Annotated in this window: 5 protein-coding genes; 1 reads left to right on the forward strand and 4 read right to left on the reverse strand. The window is 57.3% G+C overall.

The window, feature by feature from the left end; translation table 11 throughout:
* Positions 1-320: 320 nt before the first annotated feature.
* The 4 genes from VBE63_RS24570 to VBE63_RS24585 all read right to left on the reverse strand — a co-directional run bounded on the left by VBE63_RS24570 (position 321) and on the right by VBE63_RS24585 (position 3367).
* Complete coding sequence (locus VBE63_RS24570) at positions 321-536, reverse strand: hypothetical protein (protein WP_323685645.1); 216 nt, start codon at positions 534-536, stop codon at positions 321-323.
* A gap of 1433 nt (positions 537-1969) precedes the next feature.
* Positions 1970-2482 carry a DUF3368 domain-containing protein gene (locus VBE63_RS24575; RefSeq protein WP_323685646.1) on the reverse strand — a complete coding sequence of 171 codons (513 nt, stop codon included), beginning with the start codon at positions 2480-2482 and terminating at the stop codon, positions 1970-1972.
* Entirely contained in the window at positions 2472-2738 is a 267-nt protein-coding gene (locus VBE63_RS24580) for a UPF0175 family protein (protein WP_323685647.1), read from the reverse strand. Before VBE63_RS24580 ends, VBE63_RS24575 begins: the two co-directional genes overlap by 11 nt.
* A gap of 26 nt (positions 2739-2764) precedes the next feature.
* Positions 2765-3367 carry a recombinase family protein gene (locus VBE63_RS24585; RefSeq protein WP_323685648.1) on the reverse strand — a complete coding sequence of 201 codons (603 nt, stop codon included), beginning with the start codon at positions 3365-3367 and terminating at the stop codon, positions 2765-2767.
* Between the two features lie 364 nt (positions 3368-3731).
* Between VBE63_RS24585 and VBE63_RS24590 the strand changes: the two genes are divergently transcribed.
* Positions 3732-4988 (forward strand): transposase, encoded by a 1257-nt coding sequence (locus VBE63_RS24590; RefSeq protein ID WP_323685649.1) that lies wholly within the window; start codon positions 3732-3734, stop codon positions 4986-4988.
* The last annotated feature ends 44 nt before the right edge of the window (positions 4989-5032 follow it).

The following is a 5032-nucleotide window of genomic DNA, read 5'->3' on the forward strand; positions in this document are numbered from 1 at the left end:
ACTTTTTGATCGTCGGTACTGGCCATGCTAAGGGGATATATGATGCTAGACTGCAAAAATTCTAAACTTTTTTACAGAAAATGCAACACAGATCACAAAATTTTTTACTATTTTTAGCAAACAGTGTTATTGAGTTATCAAGTTTAAAAAATATAAAAGTTATCTAGTAATTTTATTTTTAATTTATTTTTTATTTTCTAATTACAGGATCTGCACGCCGATCGATAATAGAGGCAAACCATCAAGACGGGTACTCAAAAACCAAAAAATAATATATTGATTGAATTTATCTTCAATTAAAATATTATTCAATTTTTTTATCACTCTTTAACTTCTCCGTTTCTCCGTGTCCAGACGGGCACATCGCCAGGATTCTTGTGCGGCAAAGTGCACTGCACGAGCTCCCGAGCAATGTAAGCGGGATCTGGCTGAGCGTTCGGGTTGTCGAGAATTTCTAACCCTCGCTCAATTAACCTCTGCTTTGCCTTGCTTAATCGCTTCGCTTGCTTCGATTTTTTCGGCGTTTCCTCGATCATGGTCTTAGCTCCTTCTTAGAGATTGTTCAGTATCGCCAAGTTTGCACATACAACCTTGACTTTCCAGATAAAAATATCGCTCTTCTACCGCTACTTCGAAGGGGGGATGCAACGGGGGGGGAACGCCCCTTGCTAAGATGTTTTTGTCCCACAAAAACACATCTTGCAACCGATGCTTCGGAGTCGGTTTCTGACCCAGCCCGAGCGGTCGGAAGATGGACGGCAGGGAAAAGGAAAGGCGAGAAACGCTCTCAGAAGCCCTCAGAGTGCGTTCTGTGGGCTTGGACTAGGAATTTCCCGTCCGAACCTCTCAAAACGCACACACGGCGTTTCTGTGGCTCTACAGATGCCATTAGCTGTAGCGACCTGCAAACATCGGCTGCTTAGCCTGTAAACATCGCGATTTTCGGCCCAGACTCACTGACAATATCCGGGGTCTCGAACCCACATCGTTTTGCCAACAGCCCACATTTGCTGCCAACAGCCTGCAAACATCCGGGTTGGCCCACATTGTTTGAAAACGGATCTCGGGCTGCGGCAGGACTGGCCCGCAGCCGATTTGCATCGCTTATCCGCGACGGTCGTCTCGGTTCGTTTAACTGGTTAGAAGTTAAGAAAACTGGACTTTGATTTTTGCGACCCGTTTTTCAAACCGGACAAGTGATGGTCCAGAATGTTTGTGGCATCAGGTCGTTCGGTCCGAAAAAACGGTCGTTTTCTCGGACGGATCAGCCCAGCGCAATTGGCAGATAATCTGGGCTAGTCCGGATGTTTGCAGGCTGTTGGCAGCGAATGTGGGCTGTTGGCAAAACGATGTGGGTTCGAGACCCCGGATATTGTCAGTGAGTCTGGGCCGAAAATCGCGATGTTTGCAGGCTAAGCAGCCGATGTTTGCAGGTCGCTACAGCTAAGCGTCTTGCCTGGGGCGCGGTCAGGATAAGTGTGTGTGCCGCAGCAATGCGGTCTCGATCGGCAAGGAGCTGACCGGGCAGCATGAGAAGCTGCCGAAGCGATGGCGGAACCGACCCGCTGGAGTCTGCCTGCAGGGGCCGGCTCCAAACCACCCCCGAGCGGCCTTGGCTGAAGACCGTGGTCGTGAGCGTCGGGGGGAGAAGGCGCATCCAGCTGCGGGAACTCGGGTCATGATGCCAAGGGAGCCTGCCAAGTGACGAAAAGCGAGGCACAGAGTACCAATGCATGGCTCGAGGACGGACCGACCCGTAGGAGCGTTGACGTGCCTGTAATGGGTGCCGAGCAAAGGGGTCGGGTTGTTCCCGTTGCATCCTGGGTCAACTCCTTGCGGAGGATGAACCCCCGATGACAACAAAACCGTTTGTGATTCCCAAACCCACTCCATCGTTCGTTAGGCCATGCGGAAATACAAACGCTTGCGCGGTCACCAGCAACGGGTCTGATCAGGATACGTGCAAATTTTAGTCATCTTGCCCAGACGCCGAGCTTTCGCCCACTTCTCGAAGAAGTTTCTGAACCAAGTCTTCTGAAGCGTAGAGCCCGGTTTCCCGCAGTCTCCGAATCACCGGCTCGGCTTGCTCGATCAACCCGTTGACCTTCGCTCGGCCCACGATTCCCAGGGTGCCGATGATCGCGAGCCCCATGGCCTTTGCGCAGCGTCTGGCCTCTAAGTCGTCGATCACGACGCGGCCTGCGGAATGCACGACCGCGTGGCTGATGACTTGGGTTTCGCCGGCACCTAGATCCCAGCTCAGGATGTTCGCCGGCGGAACCTCGTCGTCCACAATGACAGTGGCCTGGAGCGCGGTCAGCGTTTGTACCCTGCGCTCGCCGTCCGGTTTGGCGCTGACCTCGCGAATCACCGCTCTGGGAACCGCAAGTTCTCCCGCCAAGGCGCCGAGCAGCGGGATCTGCTCGACCTTGCCGAGCAGGATCAGGGGCGAGGCATTGACGACCCAGCGTTCAGGCGCCATGGATTTCGTCGGCGAGCTCGTCAGCTGTGACCTGGCAAGCCGCAACCTTGCGGCGATGAAGCTCTTGCAGGAATTCCGCTCGTGTCAACTCGGCGAGCTCGGCAGCCTTGCCCTGCGAAACGATCCCTTGTGCGTACCACTGCACTGCCGCGGCGATGCGCATCTCCCGCGCGAACTCCCTCGGCGCTAGGCGGAGCGCGCCGAAGGCCGATGCATCGAAGTCGAAGGTGATCGTGGTCGTCATGGCTTCGCTCACGGTTGTCACTGGTTCATATCGGTGAGTCAAGGTGCCGGGCTCGGGGCCGGTCCATGCACAACACGCTGCACGGTGCTGACGCCGACGCCCAACTCGGTGGCGATCTTCTTGATGCCTTTGCCCTGTCGACGCGCGGCTCGGATCTGTTCCTCGACGATCTCCGGCGTACGCGGCCGTCCCAGGGTCTTCCCTTGTGCCCGCGCTCGCTCCAGACCGGCGCGAACACGCTCGCGGATCATGGCGCGCTCGAACTCGGCAAACACGCACATCTGGAACATGGCCTTGCCGGCCGCAGTCGTGGTGTCGATGCCTTGCTGATGGAGATACAGATCGACGCTCTTGGCCTGCAGGTCCGAAAGCAGCGCCACGAGTTGCTGCAACGACCGCCCCAGTCGATCAACCGACCAGGCCATCACCAGGTCGATCTCGCGGCGCACGATGGCGTCGTAGAGCTGGTCATATCCCGGCCGCCGGTCCCGTCCCTTGGCACCGCTGATGCCGTGGTCGATGTACTCGGCCGCAACGTGCCAACCCATGCGCTTGGCCACGGCTCTCAGCGCTTGGAGCTGATTGTCCGGCGTCTGCTCGCCCGTCGAGACCCTGGCGTAGATGGCAACCCGCTTGTTCATATGCCCAAAGGTATACTAAAAAAAACTGGTTTTAGTACCCTCTGACGCCGCTTGTAAGCCCCTGAAAAATCGGGCCCGCGATCGACCTTTTTCGCTGGGGTTTTCCGTACCCCTTACGACAGGAACGTTCGCGCCCGATGGCCTCGATCGACCGCACTGCCTATCCCCGCTTTTCCCATCCGCTGAGCGACTACGAGCTGGATGCTCGTAACGGCTCAACGAACTGGCAAACAAGGTCGACAAGGGATTTCCGGCCAACAGCGAGCTCAGCATCGATGCCGATGGCACGCCACATCTGAAAATCCAACGCGCCAAGCCACCGCCGACGGAGCTGAAGGCGTTTCGGGAAACGGTGCATGCACGCATGCCCGAGCGCCATCTGCTCGATGTCCTTAAATCTGTCCATCACTGGGTTCCGTACACACGCCACTTCGGGCCGCCCTCGGGCTCGGACCCGAAACTGTCCGATTCCGTCCGCCGCTATCTGTTCGCCGTGTTTGGATTTGGCTGCAACCTCGGTGCGAGCGAGACCGCGCGGCATGCGCCCGACAGCATCAATCGACACAGCCTGCAACGCATCAACGCCCAGCATGTCGACGCGAACAAGCTCGAAGCGGCCGTCGCCGACGTCATCAACGAGTACCGTCGCTTCGAGCTACCCGGCTGCTGGGGTTCCGACAAGGTGGTGATCGCCGACGGCACCCAGATGGAGCTGCGCGAGAACAACCTGCTCGGCGAGCGCCATATCCGTTACGGTGGGTTCGGCGGCATCGCCTACCATCACATCTCGGCGACCTACATCGCGTTGTTCAGTAAGTTCATCGCCTGCGGTGTCTGGGAGGCCGTCTACATCCTCGATGCCTTGCTCGAGCAAGACTCCGAGATGGAGCCGGACATCCTCCATGCCGACACCCAAGGCCAGAGCGAGCCGGTGTTCGGCCTTGCTCACCTGCTCGGTATCAAGCTCTACCCGCGGATGCGCAACTGGAACGACGTGATCTTCTACCGGCCAGAGAAGGGGCGCGCCTACAAGCACATCGATGCGTTGTTCACCAAGTCCATCGACTGGGCCCTGATCGAGACCCACTGGCAGGACCTGATGCAGGTCGTGCTCTCGATCCAGGCCGGCAAGATCCTGCCCTCGACGTTGCTGCGCAAGCTTGGCAGCCACAGCCGTCAGAACAGACTGAATCGTGCGTTCCGTGAGTTGGGCCGGGTCGTGCGCACGCTGTTCCTGTTGCGTTACATCTCCGAGGCTGATTTCCGCCATAGCATCCGCGCGGAGACGACCAAAGTGGAGTCCTACAACGACTTCCTGGACTGGGTCGGCTTTGGAGGCCCCGTGCTTAAGAGCGACGACCCGGTGGAGCAGGCGAAGCAGGTCAAGTACATGGATCTGGTCGCCAACGTCATCATGCTGCACAACGTCCATGATCTGACCGGCATCCTCGCCGACATGGAGACTGAGGACTGGAAGCTGACCCGAGAGCTCATCGCAGGGCTGAGTCCGTACCTGCGCGAGCATATCCGTCGCTTTGGACGCTATCTGCTCGACATGGAGGATCTGCCGCCACCGCTCGCGTTACGGCCACTCCGGATCTTGGCCGAGAATCCCGTCTGAGAACGAGATTACTAAAATTTGCACGTATCCTGATCAGGCCCGAG

The organism is Lamprobacter sp. (genome assembly GCF_034860625.1).
Lineage (GTDB): Bacteria > Pseudomonadota > Gammaproteobacteria > Chromatiales > Chromatiaceae > Lamprobacter.

Excerpts from the sequence above, each read along its gene's own strand:
- VBE63_RS24570 (WP_323685645.1), bottom strand. The coding sequence starts at position 536 with ATGATCGAGGAAACGCCGAAAAAATCGAAGCAAGCGAAGCGATTAAGC.
- VBE63_RS24575 (WP_323685646.1), bottom strand. The coding sequence starts at position 2,482 with ATGGCGCCTGAACGCTGGGTCGTCAATGCCTCGCCCCTGATCCTGCTC.
- VBE63_RS24585 (WP_323685648.1), bottom strand. The coding sequence starts at position 3,367 with ATGAACAAGCGGGTTGCCATCTACGCCAGGGTCTCGACGGGCGAGCAG.
- VBE63_RS24590 (WP_323685649.1), top strand. The coding sequence starts at position 3,732 with ATGCCCGAGCGCCATCTGCTCGATGTCCTTAAATCTGTCCATCACTGG.